Below are 19,363 nucleotides of genomic sequence, written 5' to 3' on the forward strand. Positions count from 1 at the left end.
GGGAGGGACGAATGCCTGGGCCGCTTCATGGATTGAAGGTTGTCGAAATCGCCGCCATCGGGCCCGCGCCGTTCTGCGGGATGCTCTTGGCTGACATGGGTGCTGAGGTCGTGCGCGTCGATCGCAAAGGCGAAAAGCACCGCGCCAGTTCGGGCGATGCCGATGTGCTGCAGCGAGGCAGGCGGTCCATCGTGCTGGACTTGAAGCGTCCCAGCGCTGTGGATATCGTGCTGCAATTGGTCGAGCGCAGTGATGTGCTGATCGAAGGATTCCGTCCCGAGGTGATGGAGCGCTTGGGGCTCGGTCCCGACATCTGCCTTGCGCGGCAGCCAAAGCTTGTGTATGGGCGGATGAGCGGCTGGGGCCAGAGCGGCCCACTGGCACAAGCAGCGGGTCATGACATCAACTACCTCGCGCTCTCGGGAGCTTTACATGCGCTGGGTGAAGCAGACCGTCCCCCCACACCGCCACTGAACTTGGTCTCGGACTTCGGCGGAGGTGGGATGATGCTGGCGTTTGGGCTGATCTGCGCGGTCTGGGAGGCAATTCGCAGCGGCCGCGGTCAGGTGGTCGATGCGGCCATGAGCGACGGGAGCGCCTTGCTCATGGCCATGCTCTACGGATACGTGGCCATGGACCGCTGGGATCCCCAGTGTCGCGGAGTCAACTTTCTTGATGGGAGTGCTCCTTTTTACGGTGTCTATCGTTGCGCGGACGGGCGTTTCATCGCTGTTGGCTCAATTGAGCCGCAGTTCTACGCAAAGCTGCTCGCCGTGTGTGGGCTCTCGGCCGATCGGGAGTTCGAGGCACAATGGGACGCTGCGCGCTGGCCGCGCCTTAAAGGCAAGCTGGGTGAAGTATTCCTTCAGCGTACCCGGGACGAGTGGGTCCAAGCCTTCGCCCACGAGGACGCATGCGTCAGCCCAGTGCTGGACATGCGCGAGGCCCCTGCCCACCCGCACCATATTGAGCGACAGAGTTTCGTCAACTCTGATGGCTTGATACAGCCTGCCCCTGCCCCGCGCTTCTTGCGCACCCCCGCTGCTATTCCAGCGAAGCCCACCCCGCAGGGTGCGCAGGCGGATGAGGTTCTTGCTAGCCTCGGATTGGACGCAGAGCGAATCCAGACTCTCCGCGCGGAAGGGGTTGTTGCATAGCGCAATTTCAGCGCCGCCCGCGGGTGAGCGTCGAGCGTTGCTGATGAGCCGCCAGATTGGAAGGCGGCGGCTAGGCCATCGCGAGCGTAGGCCATGCACAACAGGCAACGTTGGCCTCGATCGTCGGCGGGTTCTCATCGAATTCGGGAGCAACTGATGCGGTGGACCGGACGACGGACTAGCAGAAAGGCACTTGCAGGGTTGGCTGCTTCCGGTGTCAAAAGCGCGCCCCTTCGCGACGGGCTCGCCGCGCCTCAATGGCGGGGCCAAGATGCTCTTGGCAACTGTCCGGACGGATCGCTCGCTAAAGACCTTCCGTTCCAGCTCGTACGGCCAAAAGTGCTGCAAAGTGTCGTTGGATGCGCATCGAGGAAGGTCGCAGAGCCGGCGGCCTATTGTTATCGAATGCGTATTCTAGAAAGCGGGGCGCAGAGATGGCGCTCAGCTCCTGCCCAGCCAGGTTGCGCCAGGCCAGCGGCCATCTTGAATCATGGCTTGGGTGAGCGCGGTCAGTTCGTTTGCTACCGCGCGTACAGCCAAGGAGTTGCGCCGCATCATCGATACGGCAAGTCCCGTGCGGCGCTGCAATTCTTCGCCCGCGATCGGTGTGGCTTTCAGGCTTCCGCTGTCAACTGCAGATGCGACGCTACCCATCGGCAACACCGCAAATCCGAGCCCCTGCTCCGCCATGGCTTTCTGAACGCGGGTGTCATTCGTCTCCGCGACGACATTAAGCTTGATGCCCCGGGCTTCGCTAGCGTGGTCAAGTATCAAACGCAAGCCACGGTAGAAGACCGGCAGGATCAGCGGCAGAGTTACGAGGCACTGCAAACCAATCGGAGCCTTGCCGAGGTCTTCCGAGCGAGGGCCTCCGACCAAACAGAGCTGTTCGACGAACAACGGTTGCATGTCGAGCTGGCTGGATGTCTTGTAATCCGTGAGCATGGCAAGTCCCACCTCGCCATTTTCCAGCCACTCCCGCAATCGGTCAGAATAGCCAGTGTAGATGCGCAACATCAGTTCCGGATGGCTGGCTCGCAGCGCTGCCACCAGAGGGGCTGCAATCAGTTCGCTCTGGCTGGTGAGAAGACCGAGATCTACCGTGCCACGGACAGCTCCAGGGCTTGCGACCACGATTTCTGTGCGGGCACCGTCAATTTCGCGCAAGGCACGCCGGGCGCGTTCGATGAGTCGGCTCCCGGCGTCCGTCAGTTCCATGCCGCGCGGCGTGCGTTCGAACAGCGGAGTTCCCAAGTCCTCTTCCAGCATCCGCAGCTGACGGGAGAGCGCGGGCTGTGCCAGGTGCAGCGTTTCAGACGCACGCGTAATGCTTCCGGTGTCGGCGATTGCCAGGAAGGCACGCAGCTGTTTGATGTCCAACTCAGGTCTCCTTGCCGCGAAGCTTTGCCGGGCGCATGGCGGTGATTTTACCAGTTCCGGTGCGGTATCGCCGCCGCAACTTGCGGCCCAAAGCAGAACATTCGAATACCAAATTGGAGGCCCCCTTTAATGAAACGCCGCACTTTCATCGCTGCCGCATGCGTTCCAGCTTTTGCTACACGCGCCAACGCGAATTTGTATCCAAGCCGACCGATTAAACTTGTTGTTCCAACTTCCGCTGGCGGCATTGCAGACTTCATTGCACGGAGCGCGGGCGAGGTCATGGCCCGTAGCCTTGGACAACCCTTTGTACTGGATAACCGTCCGGGTGGTGCCTCGACCCTGGCAGCCAATATCGTCGCGCATGCCAATGCTGACGGCTATACCCTGCTGATGGGTACTGAGTTCAACATGGCAACGGCCGCCTTGTTGCGCAAGGACATCGCGTATGACCCCCGGAAGGATTTGCTCCCAATTGGAGTACTCGCTAAGTTTCCGCTGGGGCTTATTGTCAATGCAAAACTCCCGGTGCGTTCGGTGCGAGAGTTGGTGAACTACCTGCGCGCGCGACCAGGCGCGGTGAATTATGCTTCCGCGGGCGCAGGCACTGCCTACCATTTAGCGGCCGAAATGTTCAAGGCGCAGAATGACGTGCAGATAGTACACGTACCGTATGCCGGCGGCGCACCGATGGCGACATCGTTAATCCGGCGTGACACCGAGGTGGCATTTGCCGCGCTCAATACGTATCTGCCCTTTATACGCTCCGGGGAACTGCGGGTGCTTGCCATTGCCAACGAAAGACGGATTCCTCTACTCCCGGATGTGCCTACGTTTGCGGAGGCTGGTTTCCCTGCTTTCGATGCAAGCATGCACTTGGGGCTTGCATCGCCGAGCGGAGTCGCACCCGACATCATCCATCGACTTCACGCGGCGTTAGCCAAAGTCTGGGCGGATGAGACATATCGCACTCGGATGGCGACTTACGGAATCGAGACACCAGCACCCCACACGCCGACGGAGTATGCCGAAAGACTGGCTGCGGAGGCGCGGCGCTGGCAAGGGTTGATAGCCAAGAACAAGATACGAATGGAATGAGAAGGCACCGGAACTGGAACGGCCTTCAACACCTTACGCCTATTACCGCAGTGGCACGACCAAGGCGTGATCATCAGGCACCTGGAGCTGCCATTCCGGGAAATACACCTCTGTCGAGTCAGTCCGGTTCACACGTCGACCATTCCAGCGGAGAAGCAAACCGCGTGAGGCTCGCAGTAGGTCACGCACTTGCACGGCCAGGCGTCAGCGCTGTCAGCGCCGGCCATCCGGCCGCGTCCACCAGCAAGGACCACCGGTCGCCTTGCGCCATTCTGAGTGCTCAGGGTTTCACATCTCCAAGGTAACGGCGACACAGAGCGCTGAAGCGCGAGCGCCATGCCGAATCTGTATAGGAGACCTCGCATCTTTCTATTGGACGCGACTGCTCGCCGGCGGCACGATTCCCCCGTAAATAGAAAAGTAAATCTGCAGGAGACACGTCCATGAACTTCCAGAAAGCCGCCAGCCTGGCAGGACGATTCGCATGCCAGCGTTAACCTTCGTGCAAGCGACCGGGGAGCGCAAGATCGTCGAAGCGCTTGTTGGCGAATCGGCCATGCATGCTGCCCGCCGCAACCTCGTTCCCGGCATCGTCGCAGATTGTGGCGGCGAGCTGGCATGCGCCACCTGTCATGTCGTTGTGGACGAACGGTGGCTCTCAGCACTCACGCCGCGGAGCGCCAGTGAAGATGAAATGCTCGAATGCACAGCCGAGGTTCCAACCTCTTGTAGTCGGCTGGCTTGCCAGGTTCGAATTTCTCTCGAGCTGGAGGGCCTTATTCTTCACATCCCGCGCTCGCAGAAATGAACGTCGCGAGCCTTCCGCTGTATCGGGCCATCGTTACGGTGGTGGCTACGCCATTGCTGAGAGCCGATAGAGCTCCGCAGTTGCAGTAATACCGCTGGCGGCTCCACGCCAGGTCCCATTGTCAAACTTCCCTACAAGTGTCCGCATGACCGACAACCTTTCTCTTGTTCCGGCGCGCTTTGACGTCGCTACAGACCGCGAGTACCGCATGCTAATCGACGGCGAATGGCTGCCTTCGGCAAGTGGTGAAACTTTTCGTTGTGTTGACCCCTATGAGAATCGTGAGTGGGGTCACGTACCTGCTGCGGGTGCGGCGGATGTCGACAGCGCTGTACGGGCCGCGCGGCGAGCGTTCGATTCCGACGGTTGGCCAAAGACGCCGCCGGCGCAACGAGCCGCGTTGCTTCGCCGACTCGCGGATCTGATCGAGCAGAATGCCGATGAGCTTGCACGCATCCAGATTCACGAGAACGGAAAGCTGATCGGTGAGATGAGCCGCGGCACTTTCATGCTCGGAGCTCACGCGCGGTACGTCGCAGGATTGGTCGAGAACCTGCATGGCCAGACCATCGATACCGGCTTTCCGAACATGAGCACGAGCACCGTGCGAGAGCCTGTGGGCGTCGTAGCGGCCGTGACGCCATGGAACACGCCTTTGGGCCTGCTTGCTTGGAAGCTCTTTCCTGCGCTCGGTGCCGGTTGCACGTTGGTTATCAAGCCATCGGAGGTGACCCCCACATCCACGCTACGCCTTGCAGAGCTCTGTATGGAGGCGGGCTATCCCAAGGGTGTCGTCAATGTCGTGACGGGCTTTGGCCAAACAGCTGGTGCCGCACTCGTTGCACATCCGGGTGTGGACAAGATCGCGTTCACAGGCTCGACGCAGGGTGGGCGAGCCATGCTGCGAGCGGCCGCGGACCGGGTCGGGCGCGTGACGCTCGAGCTTGGAGGAAAGTCCCCAAACATTGTCTTCGCGGATGCTGACCTTGACAACGCCGTGCACGGTGCGATGGCGGGCATTTTCGCGGCCACTGGCCAAACGTGCATGGGAGGGTCACGGCTCCTGGTGGAGGACTCCATTTACGACGAGTTCACGAGCAGGCTCGCGGTAGCCGCTGACTCCTTGCGCCTAGGTGACCCGCTTGACCCAAAGACCGAAGTTGGTCCCGTTGCCTGCCGAACGCAACTGATTAAAGTGCTTGAATACGTCGACATCGGCAAGTCCGAGGGAGCGCGCTTGCTGGCGGGTGGAGTGCGTGACGAAGGACTGGCAACAAGCCAAGGGTTTTTCGTCCGGCCGACGGTGTTTGTCGACGTAGAGAATCGATCGCGACTCGCACAGGAAGAGATCTTTGGTCCCGTCGTCGCGGCGATCCGATTCAAGAGCGAAGACGAAGCATTGGCACTCGCGAACGACGTTGATTTCGGACTCGCAGCCGCCGTCTGGACCCGTGACATGGCCCGTGCGCAGCGGATGGCGCACCAGCTACGCGCCGGAACCGTATGGGTCAACACCTACCGCATGGTCCATCACACGATGCCATTCGGAGGCTTCAAACAAAGTGGCTTGGGGCGTGAGTTGGGCCCCCATGCCCTCGACGAATACACCGAAACCAAGTCGATCTGGGTCGATCTGGGCAATCGGCAGACCTTCGGCCGTCGCTGAGGCGGTTCAACAAATCAAGGAGATAACTATGAGCGCCATCATTGATGCCGCCGCGCGAATTCCTAACCTCGCAAGTCAAGAGACCTTCGTTGCTGGGGTACCGCATGATGCATTCGATGCCGTCCGAGCTATGCCAGGGCTTTACTGGCAACCTGCGGAACGTGGCACGCTCAACGGAGGGTTTTGGGCTGTCACGCGAGCCAAGGACATCGTCGCCATCGAAAAGGACCCGGAGACGTTCACTTCGACGCTTGGACCGTGGTACCCGCTGACCGGCAAAAATCCGGAGAATATTCTCTGGAACGACCCGCCGAAGCACGGCGAATTGCGCCGCGCAGTGGCAAAGGCGTTTGGTCCACGCGTGGTAGCGAACTTCGACGATTGGGTGCGGCCGATTGTGGTAGAGACGCTGCAGGCGTACGTCGAGAAGGGTGGTGGCGACTTCGTGCCGGATGTCGCAGCGATGATTCCCTCACGGGTGATGGCTCGGGTCATCGGAGTGCCTCGCCAAGATGAGCTCCGCGTCGTGAAGTGGACATTCGATGTCTTCGCTGCCATGCAGGTTCCAGATGACGGGAAGACATTCTGGGCTGTGAACAATCCGATTCGAGACTACATGTGGGAACTGCGCGCGGCGAAGCTGCGTGAGCCCGCCGATGACATGGCCACGGCCTTAGCCCAAGCGAATGAACGGGGCGAACTGACTGAAGCCGAGTACCGTTCATTTACCAGCGTGCTGCTGCTAGCTGGCTTCGAGACCACGCACACCGTCATGGCACAGGCGATGCGCATGATCGTCGAAGATGCAGACGTTGCGCGAATGGCAGACGAAGCTGTCGCCGACGGAAAGACTGATGCTCTTGTCGATGAGTTCCTGCGCTACATCACACCGGCCATGAACATGGGCCGTGTTGCCACGCGAGATCTGGAGTTTGGCAACACGAAGATTCGAAAGGGCGACCTGATGCAGCTGTACTTCATCGCAGCCAACCGCGACCCGGAACTCTTTGGAGAGCCGCATCGCTTCAATCCGTCGCGCCCTGAGCGGAACCACATGGCCTTCGGGGGTGGCTGCCACACCTGCCTCGGAGGGCCACTCGCAAAGCTTGAGCTGCGCATCCTGTTCGAGGAAATGCACAAGCGAAGAATCCGATTGCGGCTCGCGGGTGAGCCGCGCCGTGGTCGCCAGACGCAAATCAATCAACTCCTGTCGCTCCCCCTTGCCTTGATCTGAGCCATGAAGACTTTGATACCCAAGGAGATAGCGCGCAAGCCCTATCTGCTAATCGGTGACGTGCAAGATGCGCAGTCGACAGTGGTCAGATGCTGAAATCAAGCCATTGATCGATTCGAAGTAGACTCTTATCGGCCTTTTTTCCGGAGCCTGCGAAGGACGGCGCGGAGGCTGTTGCTTCGAATCTCGATGAAGGGGCATCTGCGGTCGAAGCGCGCGCGTTAACTGCGGCATGGATACGTCAGAAAATCTCATGGTCACTGATTTTTCATCAATCGCGCGATCGAGCAAGTTCATCTAAATTGCCCGACACTAAAACGCAAAATTTATAGGAGCGATGATGCCGGAAATGCCCAAAAAGACCACACGCGCGATGCGAACACAGCGTGCTCGGAGGCTGTTTCTGGCGATTGCTTCGGGCGCTGCGTTGTATGCCGCAATGCCTGCATTTGCCGGCGAAGCGTTCCCTGTCCGACCGATTACTTTGGTCCTGCCGTTTCCCCCGGGCGGTGCTTCTGATACGCAATTGCGCGCGCTTGCCATCGCCGCAGCAAAGGACTTGGGACAGCCCATCGTTGTTGTTAACCGCCCTGGCAACGGAGGTACTATCGCGCCGGCTGCGATGGCACACTCTGCCGCCCCCGATGGGTACACCATCGCGCTGGCGGTACGCACGCTGCTGCGGTTGCCGCATCTTAGCAAGGTAAATTTCGACCCCCTGAAGGACTTCACATACATCATTGGCCTCAGTGGCTTCTCATTCGGTGTCGTGGTCGCAAATGACGCGCCGTGGAAGTCGCTCAAGGAGCTGATTGATGACGCACGTGCCAGGCCAGGGGCCATTACTTATGGCGCCAGCGGTCGGGGTAGCAGCGGTCATATTGCCATGGAGCGTCTGGCCCGGGCAGCCGGTGTGCGTCTCAATTTTATTCCCTACAAAGGAACGGCTGAAGAGGTCAAGGACCTGTTGGGAGGACATTTGGCGGCTTACGCCGATCCCGGCTGGGGCTCGATGCTGGAGTCGGGGAAGGTCAGGGTACTTGCAACGATGGGAGAGGTGCGCCTGAAACGGTGGCCGCAGGTTCCCACCCTAAAAGAGCTGGGCTACGACATCGTAGTGACCTCTCCCATTGGATTGATTGGCCCGCGCGGTATGGACCCTTCCGTGGTGGCGCGACTGCACGACGCCTTTCGCAGGGCCATGGTTGACCCGGCCTACATACGCACTATGGAGCAGAACGATCAGGTGCAGGAGTACCTCGGCAGCGATGCCTACACGAAGTCTGCCGCGCGTGAATTCGCCCGGGAGAAGGCCGTGGTGCACGAATTGGGAATCACACTGGAATGAGCAAAATGTATCTCACCCAAGGACTGCACAGGGCCGCGCAACGAGCGCCCGAGAAACCTGCAACGATATTCGCGGGGCGTCAACGCACTTTCCGCGAGCTAACCGGGCGGATTGCTCGTGCAGCGGCAGTGCTGCACAACTTGGGGGTGCAACCGGGAGACCGCGTGGCCATCCTTGCCCATAACTCCGACGTCTACGTCGAATTGTTACTTGGGATATGGTGGGCAGGTGCTGTCGCTGTTCCTGTGAACACTCGGTGGAGCGTCTCGGAGGTTGTTTACTCGCTGTCCGACTGCGGGTGTGAAGTGCTCTTCGTAGATGACGCATTCGTGGATCAAGTTGATTCCATTCGAGCTGGATCGGACGCGCTGCAACGGATTGTCAAAATTGGTAATGACGATGGCACGGCGTCCCTTCCAGCCTACGAGTCGCTTCTGCAAGCTTCCGAGCCGCTCACCGATACGCGGACGGGAGGCGACAAGCTGGCCGCTATTCTCTACACCGGTGGCACGACAGGCTTTCCCAAGGGGGTAATGCTCTCCCATAGCAATTTCTGGTGCGGGGCAGTATCGCGGTTGGCCGAGACATTCAGTCCTCTCAATGGCGTGGCACTCTTTGTATCGCCATTTTTTCACGTCTCAGGGCTGTTCCGCTTGGTGATGCAGATCGTTCTGGGCGCCACTAACGTCATCGAACCCCAATTTCGGCCGGAATCGGTGCTCGACGCCTTCGAGCGATACGAGGTGACTGATGTGGTGTTGGTCCCGAGTATGGTGCAAATGCTGCTGGATCACCCGTCCTTTGACGCCGGGCGACTGCGCAGCCTTCAACGCATATCCCACGGCGGGGCTCCGATGCCGCCAGCGCTGCTCGATCGGGCAATGGAGCTATTGCCTGATGTCGGCTTCTGTAGCTCCTATGGCATGACCGAGACTTCAGGGGTGGTCAGTGTTCTCGGCCCGGTCAAAGCAGCCGACCGGCAGCGCTTAGGCACTGCTTTGCGTTCGGTAGGGCAAGCAGGGTTGGGCGCCGAACTGCGAATTGTCGATATTTACGATAAGGACCTTCCGCCAGGTTCCGTGGGCGAGGTAGTACTGCGGGGACCCGCGGTGATGCAAGGCTATTGGAATAAGCCCACGGAAACAGCCGCAGCGCTGAAGGACGGCTGGCTGCATACCGGTGATGCCGCCTGGCTGGACGAAGCAGGGCACATCCACGTTGTGGACCGACTGAAAGACATGGTCATCACGGGCGGAGAGAACGTTTATTCGGCAGAGGTGGAAGCGGCCCTGATGACACACAACGCTGTCGCCGCTTGCGCAGTTATAGGCGTACCAAGCATTCAGTGGGGCGAGTCGGTGCACGCAGTGATCGTGTTGCGCCCGGGTGCGATGGCGGATGCGGATGAGTTACGTGCGCACTGCCGAACACGTCTGGCCGGATATAAATGCCCCAAGAGCGTGGACTTCGTGCCGAGCCTCCCGCTTTCTGCCGCCGGCAAGATCTTGAAGAACCGTCTTCGGGACGAGTACCTCTCGCGTGCGACGGCCTGAGTTTCTATCAAAGGAAGAGAGAATGACCCTTCAGCAACGAGCCGTCCACGTCGTGGGCGTAGGCATGATTCCGTTTACCAAGCCTGGCACAAGTGAGCCGTATAACGTCATGGGCGCCAGGGCAACGCAGCTCGCCTTGGCCGATGCTCGGCTTAGTTATGACTTGATCCAGCAGGCTTACGTGGGGTACGTCTATGGTGACTCTACGGCAGGCCAGGCTGCCCTATACCAGGTTGGGCTCAGCGGAATCCCCGTTTTCAACCTCAACAATAACTGCGCAACGGGCTCCAGTGCGTTGTTCCTTGCGCGCCAGGCGGTGGAGAGCGGTATGGTCGAGTGCGCATTGGCACTCGGCATGGACCAGATGGTGCCTGGCGCCCTGAAGGGCGCTTTCGATGATCGCCCATCGCCGATGCAGAGATTCGCGGACACGATGACTGCACATCAGGGCTACGAGACCGGGACACCGCGTGCGGCCCAATTCTTTGGCGGGGCCGGTCGCGATTACATGGCGCAGTATGGTACGCGACCCGACACATTCGGACGGATTGCAGTCAAGGCTCGCCAGCATGCGGCACGCAACCCGCTGGCCGTGTTCCGCCAAGTCTTAACGCTAGAAGAGGTGATGGCCTCGCCTATGGTGTTCGATCCCCTCACACGCTATCAGTGCTGCCCTCCGACGTGCGGAGCCGCTGCAGCCATCGTGTGTTCAGGGGAATTTGCTCGCAAGCACGGCCTGGATACGAGCGTAGTGATTGCGAGCCAAGCTATGACCACCGACTCGCCGGCGAGCTTCGAGAGCAACGACATGCGCAAGTTGGTGGGCTACGACATGACCGCCGACGCGGCTAAGCAGGTATACGAGGCAGCCGGAGTTGGCCCCGAAGACGTGGATGTCGTGGAGCTACACGACTGCTTCACGGCCAATGAACTCATCTCCTACGAGGCGCTCGGATTGACTCCGCCCGGTACCGCCGAGAAGTTTGTGCTGGACGGCGACAACACCTATGGCGGACGGTATGTCGTCAATCCGTCAGGGGGCTTGCTGTCCAAAGGACACCCACTTGGGGCCACCGGCCTCGCGCAGTGTGCTGAACTCGTGTGGCAACTTCGTGGCCGAGCCGAGGACCGCCAGGTGCAGAATGCGCGGATCGCACTTCAGCACAACCTGGGGTTGGGTGGTGCCTGTGTCGTGACGCTTTATCAGAGGCAGTGAGGAGGCTGAATGATTGACAAGCGTTTCATTGGGCACGCCTTGGCGCCATTCTCAGTTCCCGTGGAGGCAGGTCGCCTCCGATTCTTTGCAAAGGCCACGGCACAGACTGATCCCGTCTACTTCGACGACTCGGCCGCGCGAGAGGCCGGTTACCCTGGCCTGCTGATACCGGCAACTTTTCTGTTCTGCCTGGAGATGGAGGGACCGAATCCTAGCGCTGTCCGCGACCTGCTCGGCCTAGATTACCGCTACTTGCTGCATGGGGAGCAAGGCTTCAGATACCACGCCATGGCGTATGCGGGTGATGTGCTCACGTTCGAGCCTCGGATCGAAGATATCTGGGACAAGAAGCAGGGCGCGCTTGAATTTGTAGCGCGTGCGACGCGCGTCACGAAGCAGACGGGCCAGCATGTCGCAGACCTGCGATGCGTCACGGTTGTACGTCACCCATCAGGAGGCCAGGCATGACGGCGAGCGATTCAGTTCAAGGCAGTTGGCAACTTCCGGATTTCGAGCCGGAACCCGTTTCGCGTCTCGCGCTAGCTCTCTATTGCGGCGCCTCGGGAGATCATAATCCCATTCACGTCGATCAGGACTTTGCCCGCGCAGCCGGAATGGGTGATGTCATCGCGCACGGCATGCTCTCTATGGCCTGGCTGGGGCAAGTGCTCACTCGCTGGGCACCGCAGGAGGCGATTCGCAGCTTCCGCGTTCGCTTTGCCTCTCTGACTCGAGTAGGCGAGCGTATTCGGTGCAGCGGCCGTGTCCTTGAGGTGGTGGAAGAGGAAGGCACGCGTTTTGCCCGTGTCGCCTTAACGACAACGAACCCGGAAGGTGAGGTCAAGCTCGAAGGGGAGGCGCTGGTCGCGCTCAGTTTCAGGGAGGCATTATGAGTACGAGCCGAAGCGTACTGTTCGACGTCCGTGAGGGCATCGCAGAGATAGTCCTGAACCAGCCAGAGCGCCGAAATGCACTCGACCCGTCGATGCGCGCTCAGCTCGTCGATGCCGTTCAAGCGATTCGGCGTGATCAGCAGGTTAGGGCAGTCATCCTTACTGGTGCCGGTGGCCACTTTTGCGCCGGCGGGGATCTTCGTGCGCTCGCAACAGCTGGTCTTGACAACGAGGGCTGGCTGCGTCGTTTCCAGGACATGAATGACTGGGTGCGCGACCTGATCTCGCTTGACCGACCAGTGATCGCAGCTGTGGATGGGATGGCGACTGGTGCAGGACTAAGCCTGGCGCTGACTGCGGACCTGGTATTGGCAACTCCGCGCGCGCGTTTCAGCGCATCGTTTCTTCGCGTAGGCCTCGTGCCAGACTGCGGATGCTTCTATACGTTGCCGAGGGTAGTCGGAGTGCAACGTGCCAAGGAGCTTATGCTGTCTGCACGAGAGATCGGTGTGCACGAGGCGCTTGACCTCGGGATTGTCATGGAGATTGTGAGTCCCGACGAGTTGAATTCACGCGCTCGCGTGATTGCGAGCAGCTTCATCAAAGCGTCGCCCCTGGCGGTCAGCTTGATCAAGCGCAATCTCTCCCCGCAAGGGGGCGAACTTGGGGCGCTATTGGATGTAGAAGCGCAAGCCCAAGCACTGGCGATGGGCAGCGCAGGCCATCGCACCGCAGTCAACCGCCTACTAGAGAAACAGGCCCCCCCCTTTAACTGGCCCGCCGCTCAATGACTGCGGCCGGCAAGAACAGGAATGATCGAAATGGAAAAGACACAGGGCGCTGAGCGCTCCGGACAACGCATGCTGGAAGGCAAGGTCGCGATAGTCACCGGTTCGGGCGGCGGAATCGGGCGTGATATTGCATTAGCCATGGCGCGTGAAGGGGCGCGGGTGGTTGTGAATGACGTCGGCGCATCGCTCAGTGGCGAAGGAACGGACGATGGGCCGGCTCAGGCAGTCGTGAATGAAATTCGGGCACTGGGTGGGGAAGCCGTGGCTAACACCGATAGTGTGGCCGATGCAGCTGCGGGCCAGCGCATGGTGGCGTGCGCTCTTGACTCCTTTGGCCGCGTGGACGTGGTCGTCAATAACGCGGGAATCCTGCGGGACGGCTTCTTTCACAAGATGGGCGACGACCAGTGGGATGCTGTCATCAAGGTCCACCTCTATGGCAGCTACCACGTGAGCCGCGCGGCTGCCAACCATTTTAAGGAGCAAGAGTCTGGCTGCTTCGTTCACATGACTTCTACCTCGGGTCTGATTGGCGAGATCGGCCAGGCCAACTATTCGGCTGCGAAGATGGGAATTGCCGCGCTGTCCAAGTCAATCGCACTTGACATGCGCAGGTTCAACGTGCGCTCCAACTGCATTGCTCCCTTTGCGTTCAGCCGGATGATTGCATCAATGCCCACGGACACGCCGGAGCAGCGTGCCCGAGTCGACCGCCTGAAGGAGATGACGCCCGCAAAGATCGCGCCGCTGGCAGTTTGTCTGGCGAGTGATGCTGCGGCCGATACGACGGGACAGATCTTCGCCGTGCGCAACAACGAAATTTTCCTCATGAGCCAACCGCGACCTGTCCGCTCGGTCCATCGGGGAGAGGGGTGGACTCCGCAAGCTGTGGCGAGCCACGCGCTGCCTGCCCTCCGGGCGCAGTATCACACCTTGGACCGATCGGGTGATGTGTTCAGTTGGGATCCGATCTGAACGCCTAGAGCCGTGATTCGCAGAGCATCTCGAGAGCCCCTAATTGATATCGGTGGCGTGACCGCGCTTTGGGGGCATCGCCTTCCTCGCCGGTATCGCCTTCAGCGTCCGGCGCGGGCGAATAGGTGGAGGGCGGCTCATTGGAAGAGGATGCTCTGCACGGCGAACCGAACCCCCTAAGCCACCTCCGGCGTGGCCGGGGGATCGTGGAGAACACATGAACGCGAAAAGACAGTTGAGCCGCCGCATGCTGCTCGCGCTTGGTGCCTGGTCCGCGATGAGGCCCGCTTTTTCGCAGATAGCTCCTTCCAGAGCTGGAGTGACCAAGATCATCGTTGGATTCCCTCCTGGACAGGCCACGGACATCGTGGCCCGGCTATTGGCGGCACAGTTGAATACTGTCACTAGCACCAACTACATCGTGGAGAACAGGCCGGGCCAAGGCGGTAGTATTGCCATGGGGAACCTGGCCAAAGCATCTAACGACGGCTCGGTGATGATGCTCTCGCACATGTCAGCGGTCGCCACGAATCCCCATCTCTACAAAAGCGTTCCCTATGATTCGTTGAGAGACTTCGAGGCTGTCGGTCTGGTGGGTGACTTGCCTTTCGTGTTGGTTAGTCACCCGTCGTTGCCGTTCACCGATGTGAAAGGCTTAGTCGAATATGCCAAGAGTCATCCTGGAAAGCTTATGAACGCCTCTTCCGGGAATGGCACAGTCTCCCATCTGGCGATGGAGGAGTTCAAGCGTCGTTTAGGACTCGACATCGTCCATGTGCCATACAGGGGGAGTGGCCCAGGCCTCACGGACGTGGTGGCGGGCGCGGTGCCGATAGCTTTGGAAACGGCGGCAAGTGTCCGGAGCTTTGTGGAGGATGGTCGATTGAGGGCTCTCGGTTCCGCTTCGCCTTCGCGTTTGGGAGGAGCACTTTCAGTCCCGACACTAGACGAACAAAGTTTCACTGGATTCCATGCATCAACGTGGCTGATGATGCTGTATCCAGCTGGCACGCCGAAGGGATTGGTCAACTCGACCTATGGCGCCATCCAGAGAGCCATGGGAACACCCCAGATGCAGAAAAGGCTGCTAGCAATGGGGGTTTTGCCGCGCCAAAGCACGAGTCCGGCAGAGGCTCAAGCTTATATTGCGGCCGAATACAAGAATTGGGGCGAAGTGGTGCGGCGCAGTGGGGTCAAGTTGGACTGAGCGAGCCGATTAGAGGTGTCTCACGTCCTTATGGCCTGCTTCATCGGCCATCGCTCCATTGTCGCGAGCGTCTTTCTGCCTTAGTGGACCAGCCCCCTCGCGCGCGCTCGCTGCCAATGAAGCTGTTTGGGGTTCATGGAGGGGCGTGCAAACGGCCCACTAAGACGTCGTTAGACACCAACAACCCCGGCATGAAGAGCACTGAGATGCAGTTGGGCAGGGGGCTCTGGTGCGCACCGATCACGATGTCGTAACAGACCGATGGAGCCGTTCGTGGAGCACGGTTCTGCTGCATGCGTGAAGATGCCCGCATCAAATTCGCGCGGCGTGTTCAAAGGTGGCGCTACCGTCTTAGCCAACACTAAGAGACCGTTTCAGAATGACCCAAGGGGGGCCGTTAACCCTTTAGGAAAGCTATTCACGTTGGCCATCTGAACAACTGGAACCGAGATGAGCGCGCCAATCGTTGATTAAGAGCTGCGGGCACTGACGGAACCTCCGCTGACACAGCCAAAACCTTGACGCTACGGCTCATTGTCAGGCGCCGGACCGAACAACGATAGTGGTCTGGGCAAAGTCCGCTGGGTTGTCGAACGCATTCATCCCGGCATCCCATCATCCGTCGTCTTCGCGTCGCTTCGAACGTCGGACAGACATTCATGGATCCTAAAACTCGGCTGCAGGAACTACATCAGGCTAGCTCGGTCGTCTTTTCCGAAGCCGTTTATCAGTTCTCATTCGAATTCTAATTTTGTTATCAATAAAAAGGGAGACACCGTGGAAAAGTTATTCGCTCCAGCTATCCGGCTGATGGAGAAGCTGCCGACCAGCGGCAAAGCCATCATTGTCGTTCTGCTCTTTCTCACTCCTTTAGGCACTGGACTTTATTTCGCTTTTGATTCAAGCATCGACCAAATTAGCTCCGCGCGTTCGGAGCTCGTCGGCTTTACGATTTCCGAAACTGCTCTGGATGCTATGCGAGAGGTCCAGATTCGCAGGGGAACCATGGCAGCAATCTTGGCCGGCAATGACGCATTTCGCGCGCGCTTTGACAATGCCGACGTGCAAGCTGCGAAGCATTTTGCGCGACTACTGGACGCCGCGCAGCGTGCTGGCGACGCCGCAACCGAAAATGAAGCTTCTGCGTTGGCTAACTCATGGGGTCGCGTTCAAAAGCTGGGACTTTCCGGAGATGCAGAACGACTATTCACCTCGCATACGGGCCTTGTGAGCATCTTGCGCAATTTCACATCTGACGTTTCGAGGCGATTCTCACTTGGCATTGATCCAGGGAAGCATTCGAATTTCCTGGCCGATCTATCATTCTCCTCGGTACCAAAGCTAGTTGAAGCGGCAGCGCTTAGTCGAGGCATTGGGGTCACTGTCGTGAGCGCGGGAAACTTCAAGGATCCGGCTCAACGCAATGAGATGGCTGAGTTGGCCGAACAGATAAGAGACGGACTCGCTGCTGTGCGACGTGATGCGAGTCGGGCAATTCTGGTAGCTCCTGAAAGGCGAAGGGAGATCGAAGAAGCATTGCGCCACCTCGCTCCTTTAGATAACTTTCTCGCGCGTGAGAAGTCGGAGCTCATCGAGTCGGAGTCGATTTCCATTAATCCAACGGCATACTTCGCCGCCGCTAGCGAGGCCATTGATGGCTTGTCAGTGGCCAGCGAGGCATTTGAGAAGCTGATGCGCGAAAATATTGAGCAGCGCGTGACGCAAGCTACGACTCGGGTATGGTGCTTGGCACTTGTCACAGTGCTGACACTTGTTCCGGCGTTGTACCTGACTGCTGGATTTGGCCGTGGAAGACGTCAGGATGTAAATGCGATCGCTGATCTAGTTAAGCGAGCTAATAGCGGAGACCTCACTGGGCGTATCACAGTCGCAGGGAAGGACGAGCTCGCAGAGATCAAACGTCTCGTCATGACATTGCTTGATACATGGGGCGCAATGGTTCGCACAACTAAGACGGGGGCCGCGAACGTCCTGGCCGCTGCCACTCAAATTGCTGAGGGGAACTTGGACTTGTCCCGACGCACGGAGGCGCAAGCTGGCGTACTTGAGCAAACCGCGGCAAGCATGGAGGAAATACTTGCGACCGTACAGCAAAACTCAGCCAGCTCTCATGAGGCCCGCAGGCTCGCCGAGGAAGCAGTGGCGCTCGCAAGAAAAAGCCGCGACATGGTATCGCGCGTTTGCGACACGATGACGGAGATTCGAGGTGACTCCAAGCAAATCGTGGACATGGTTGGACTCATCGAAGGCATCTCCTTCCAGACAAACATCCTCGCACTTAACGCTGCCGTAGAGGCTGCTAGAGCGGGAGAGCACGGGAAAGGCTTCGCTGTAGTAGCAGCTGAGGTTCGCAGCTTGGCTCATCGAACCGATAGCTGCGCAAAGGACGTTAAGGCGCTAATCTCGCGGTCGGGTGACCGTATTGAAGCCGGATATACCTTGGCTATCGACGCTGGAGAGGCCATGACCGCCCTAGAGAGCGCTGTAGGCCAGGTACGCCTTATTACCGAAAGCATCAGCACCGCGTCGTCCGAACAAAGCGCTGGTATTGCTCAAGTCACCCAGGCGGTATCCCAGATGGACACGGTTACTCAACAGAATGCGGCCCTAGTCGAACAAGCAGCAGCGGCCGCGGAAGCGCTGCAGAGTCAGTCAAGCCGCATGGAGCGAAGTGTCTCCTCTTTCCACATTGGGGCATCCGCCCCCGCTTGAGCGAGCAGGGCACTTGACGTTCCCCCGTCCCTTGCCTGTGGCGCCGGCGTGCCGGCCGGTAAGGGAGGGTCTCCGCTCGCTCGGTCGCAACGTCCGAAGAGGCCTCATCGACTCCCGCACTCAGGATGGGCAACGAGGTAGAAAGTGTCCTTCAGCATCAGCTCGCCTCACAAGCCTGAGGCGAGGCGCAGGGATTCGGAGGCGCGCGTAACGTCGGTCGCCCCGGCTAGCCGGCTGGTCCGTAGCCCGGCTCTGGTAAGAAGCTAAGTCTTCGTTACGCACGGGATCGCCGTTTCGCGAGTGTCTCTTACGCAGCATCTAAGTGGATTACACCAGCGTGAGTTTGTCTCACGACCGGTGAGCTTTCTTGGGTTGTGCGGAAGAGGTGGACGCACGACACTTTCACTCATGAAAGCCGCTCCCTTCGAATACGTCCGCGTCGAAAGCGTCGACGAAGCACTGAATCTTCTGTCCCTTCACGGTGGTGACGCAAAGCTCATCGCCGGTGGACAGAGTCTTGTTCCCATGATGGCTATGCGGCTCGCTAGGCCTGCAGTGTTAGTCGACATTGCAAGGCTGAACGAGCTGAAGGAGAGTCTTGTCGATGGCCGTTTCGTGACGCTTGGCGCGGGTGTCCGGCAGCGTTCCGTGGAATTGGATTCAACGTTGTATGAGTCGCTGCCACTGGTGCGCGACGCGCTGCGTTGGGTGGGACATATCCAGACGAGAACCCGCGGTACTGTGGGTGGCAGCCTGGTACATGCCGATCCTTCCGCCGAATTGCCGCTGGCGGCAGTCGTGCTGGGCGCGACGTTCCGAGTGCGTAGCCTGGAAGAGGGCGAACGCCGGATTCCAGCATCCGAGTTCTTCCTGGGGCCAATGTTCAACGCCTTGGGTGAGCAGGAATGCCTCATAGACATCGAATGGCCAGTGTGGAGCGGGCCGGGTGTGAAGACGGCCTTTGAGGAAGTCGCAATGCGGCATGGTGACTTCGCCATGGCATCGGCCGCATGTCAGTTGCAGCTTGATGGCGATGGTGTTTGCCGCCGAGCTGCCCTTGGCTTGGGTGGCGTCGATGGGACACCGCTGGCCTTCCCGGACATCAGCGCAGGGCTTGAAGGCTACAAGGTCAATCAGGACATCGCCCGCGAGATTGCGCAGGCCTGCGTGGCGCGAATTCAGCCGGCGTCGGACGTGCACGCCGATGCGGACTATCGGCGACATCTCGCTGGAGTTCTGCTTACGCGAGTGATTCTCCAGTCCGCTGGGCTGCTGCACGCCGAACATTGAAGAAGACGATAGAG

The 19,363-nt window shown here is 59.5% G+C and carries 16 protein-coding genes; 15 read left to right on the forward strand and 1 reads right to left on the reverse strand.

Going from position 1 to position 19,363, the window contains the following annotated elements; all coding sequences use genetic code 11:
- Positions 1-11 precede the first annotated feature (11 nt).
- Positions 12-1,157, forward strand: a complete 1,146-nt coding sequence (locus tag KHO41_RS22795) for a CaiB/BaiF CoA transferase family protein (RefSeq protein ID WP_211955555.1) — start codon at positions 12-14, stop codon at positions 1,155-1,157.
- A gap of 441 nt (positions 1,158-1,598) precedes the next feature.
- Here the strand turns inward: KHO41_RS22795 and KHO41_RS22800 are convergent, their stop codons facing one another.
- Positions 1,599-2,537 carry a LysR family transcriptional regulator gene (locus KHO41_RS22800; protein ID WP_211955556.1) on the reverse strand — a complete coding sequence of 313 codons (939 nt, stop codon included), beginning with the start codon at positions 2,535-2,537 and terminating at the stop codon, positions 1,599-1,601.
- 129 nt (positions 2,538-2,666) lie between these two features.
- Between KHO41_RS22800 and KHO41_RS22805 the strand changes: the two genes are divergently transcribed.
- From KHO41_RS22805 to KHO41_RS22870, 14 genes are all read left to right on the forward strand, one after another.
- The gene (locus KHO41_RS22805; RefSeq protein WP_211955557.1) at positions 2,667-3,635 is read left to right on the forward strand and encodes a Bug family tripartite tricarboxylate transporter substrate binding protein; all 969 of its coding nucleotides are present in this window, start codon (positions 2,667-2,669) and stop codon (positions 3,633-3,635) included.
- Between the two features lie 484 nt (positions 3,636-4,119).
- Positions 4,120-4,443: a 2Fe-2S iron-sulfur cluster-binding protein gene (locus KHO41_RS22810; RefSeq protein ID WP_211955558.1), complete on the forward strand. Its 324-nt coding sequence runs from the start codon at positions 4,120-4,122 to the stop codon at positions 4,441-4,443.
- Positions 4,444-4,588: 145 nt separating this feature from the next.
- On the forward strand, positions 4,589-6,109 hold the full coding sequence (locus KHO41_RS22815; protein ID WP_211955559.1) for an aldehyde dehydrogenase: 1,521 nt from the start codon (positions 4,589-4,591) through the stop codon (positions 6,107-6,109).
- Between the two features lie 28 nt (positions 6,110-6,137).
- Positions 6,138-7,343: a cytochrome P450 gene (locus KHO41_RS22820; RefSeq protein WP_211955560.1), complete on the forward strand. Its 1,206-nt coding sequence runs from the start codon at positions 6,138-6,140 to the stop codon at positions 7,341-7,343.
- Positions 7,344-7,692: 349 nt separating this feature from the next.
- Positions 7,693-8,691 carry a Bug family tripartite tricarboxylate transporter substrate binding protein gene (locus KHO41_RS22825; RefSeq protein WP_244873973.1) on the forward strand — a complete coding sequence of 333 codons (999 nt, stop codon included), beginning with the start codon at positions 7,693-7,695 and terminating at the stop codon, positions 8,689-8,691.
- Between the two features lie 5 nt (positions 8,692-8,696).
- Positions 8,697-10,244 (forward strand): class I adenylate-forming enzyme family protein, encoded by a 1,548-nt coding sequence (locus tag KHO41_RS22830; RefSeq protein ID WP_211955561.1) that lies wholly within the window; start codon positions 8,697-8,699, stop codon positions 10,242-10,244.
- 22 nt (positions 10,245-10,266) lie between these two features.
- On the forward strand, positions 10,267-11,460 hold the full coding sequence (locus tag KHO41_RS22835; RefSeq protein ID WP_211955562.1) for a lipid-transfer protein: 1,194 nt from the start codon (positions 10,267-10,269) through the stop codon (positions 11,458-11,460).
- Positions 11,461-11,469: 9 nt separating this feature from the next.
- Positions 11,470-11,928: a MaoC family dehydratase N-terminal domain-containing protein gene (locus KHO41_RS22840; RefSeq protein WP_211955563.1), complete on the forward strand. Its 459-nt coding sequence runs from the start codon at positions 11,470-11,472 to the stop codon at positions 11,926-11,928.
- On the forward strand, positions 11,925-12,353 hold the full coding sequence (locus KHO41_RS22845) for a MaoC/PaaZ C-terminal domain-containing protein (RefSeq protein WP_211955564.1): 429 nt from the start codon (positions 11,925-11,927) through the stop codon (positions 12,351-12,353). The genes KHO41_RS22840 and KHO41_RS22845 overlap by 4 nt, the downstream gene beginning before the upstream one ends.
- Positions 12,350-13,144 (forward strand): enoyl-CoA hydratase/isomerase family protein, encoded by a 795-nt coding sequence (locus KHO41_RS22850; RefSeq protein ID WP_211955565.1) that lies wholly within the window; start codon positions 12,350-12,352, stop codon positions 13,142-13,144. The genes KHO41_RS22845 and KHO41_RS22850 overlap by 4 nt, the downstream gene beginning before the upstream one ends.
- 69 nt (positions 13,145-13,213) lie before the next feature.
- Positions 13,214-14,119: an SDR family NAD(P)-dependent oxidoreductase gene (locus KHO41_RS22855; protein WP_211955600.1), complete on the forward strand. Its 906-nt coding sequence runs from the start codon at positions 13,214-13,216 to the stop codon at positions 14,117-14,119.
- Positions 14,120-14,336: 217 nt separating this feature from the next.
- Entirely contained in the window at positions 14,337-15,326 is a 990-nt protein-coding gene (locus KHO41_RS22860; RefSeq protein WP_211955566.1) for a Bug family tripartite tricarboxylate transporter substrate binding protein, read from the forward strand.
- A gap of 777 nt (positions 15,327-16,103) precedes the next feature.
- Entirely contained in the window at positions 16,104-18,059 is a 1,956-nt protein-coding gene (locus KHO41_RS22865; RefSeq protein WP_211955567.1) for a methyl-accepting chemotaxis protein, read from the forward strand.
- A gap of 408 nt (positions 18,060-18,467) precedes the next feature.
- On the forward strand, positions 18,468-19,349 hold the full coding sequence (locus tag KHO41_RS22870) for an FAD binding domain-containing protein (RefSeq protein ID WP_211955568.1): 882 nt from the start codon (positions 18,468-18,470) through the stop codon (positions 19,347-19,349).
- Positions 19,350-19,363 lie beyond the last annotated feature (14 nt).

Source organism: Cupriavidus numazuensis (assembly GCF_905397435.1).
Lineage (GTDB): Bacteria > Pseudomonadota > Gammaproteobacteria > Burkholderiales > Burkholderiaceae > Cupriavidus > Cupriavidus numazuensis.

Bases quoted from the DNA above. Each gene is read 5' to 3' on its own strand.
- KHO41_RS22840 (WP_211955563.1), top strand. From the start codon at position 11,470: ATGATTGACAAGCGTTTCATTGGGCACGCCTTGGCGCCATTCTCAGTT.
- KHO41_RS22855 (WP_211955600.1), top strand. From the start codon at position 13,214: ATGCTGGAAGGCAAGGTCGCGATAGTCACCGGTTCGGGCGGCGGAATC.
- KHO41_RS22825 (WP_244873973.1), top strand. From the start codon at position 7,693: ATGCCCAAAAAGACCACACGCGCGATGCGAACACAGCGTGCTCGGAGG.
- KHO41_RS22870 (WP_211955568.1), top strand. From the start codon at position 18,468: ATGAAAGCCGCTCCCTTCGAATACGTCCGCGTCGAAAGCGTCGACGAA.
- KHO41_RS22850 (WP_211955565.1), top strand. From the start codon at position 12,350: ATGAGTACGAGCCGAAGCGTACTGTTCGACGTCCGTGAGGGCATCGCA.
- KHO41_RS22845 (WP_211955564.1), top strand. From the start codon at position 11,925: ATGACGGCGAGCGATTCAGTTCAAGGCAGTTGGCAACTTCCGGATTTC.
- KHO41_RS22830 (WP_211955561.1), top strand. From the start codon at position 8,697: ATGTATCTCACCCAAGGACTGCACAGGGCCGCGCAACGAGCGCCCGAG.
- KHO41_RS22810 (WP_211955558.1), top strand. From the start codon at position 4,120: ATGCCAGCGTTAACCTTCGTGCAAGCGACCGGGGAGCGCAAGATCGTC.
- KHO41_RS22820 (WP_211955560.1), top strand. From the start codon at position 6,138: ATGAGCGCCATCATTGATGCCGCCGCGCGAATTCCTAACCTCGCAAGT.
- KHO41_RS22795 (WP_211955555.1), top strand. From the start codon at position 12: ATGCCTGGGCCGCTTCATGGATTGAAGGTTGTCGAAATCGCCGCCATC.
- KHO41_RS22805 (WP_211955557.1), top strand. From the start codon at position 2,667: ATGAAACGCCGCACTTTCATCGCTGCCGCATGCGTTCCAGCTTTTGCT.
- KHO41_RS22815 (WP_211955559.1), top strand. From the start codon at position 4,589: ATGACCGACAACCTTTCTCTTGTTCCGGCGCGCTTTGACGTCGCTACA.
- KHO41_RS22835 (WP_211955562.1), top strand. From the start codon at position 10,267: ATGACCCTTCAGCAACGAGCCGTCCACGTCGTGGGCGTAGGCATGATT.
- KHO41_RS22860 (WP_211955566.1), top strand. From the start codon at position 14,337: ATGAACGCGAAAAGACAGTTGAGCCGCCGCATGCTGCTCGCGCTTGGT.